Below are 359 nucleotides of genomic sequence, written 5' to 3' on the forward strand. Positions count from 1 at the left end.
GATCGATATGATTTACGGAAGCCTGTTCGGCGAATGCAGCTGGCAGGGCTTTCTGGATGCCGTCGCCAAGACTTCTCCCGATGGCAAGGCTGCCCTGCACTACCACGATCTTGCCTCGCCGGTTGCCCACGTTCCCTATATTTCAGGCTTCACCAAGGACGAGGTCGATCAGTTCAGCAATCACTTCGCGTCGGTCAATCCGTGGATCCCACGCATGGGCCTGGTGCCGGTCGGCCGCGGATTGTGCGGCGAGGATATCTATGCCCGAAAGAACCTCGTCAAGACCGAATTCTACAATGACTGGCTGAAGCGACAGGCGGGCTGCGAAAGCAGTATCGGCGTCTCCATCATCCGTGAAG

General features: G+C 57.7%; 1 protein-coding gene. It reads left to right on the forward strand.

What is annotated here, in order from left to right; translation table 11 throughout:
* On the forward strand, window positions 1–359 hold a 359-nt coding region (locus AC1DIX_RS28370; RefSeq protein WP_477328700.1), incomplete at both ends, for a hypothetical protein.

The organism is Massilia sp. 05N420, from assembly GCF_056397205.1.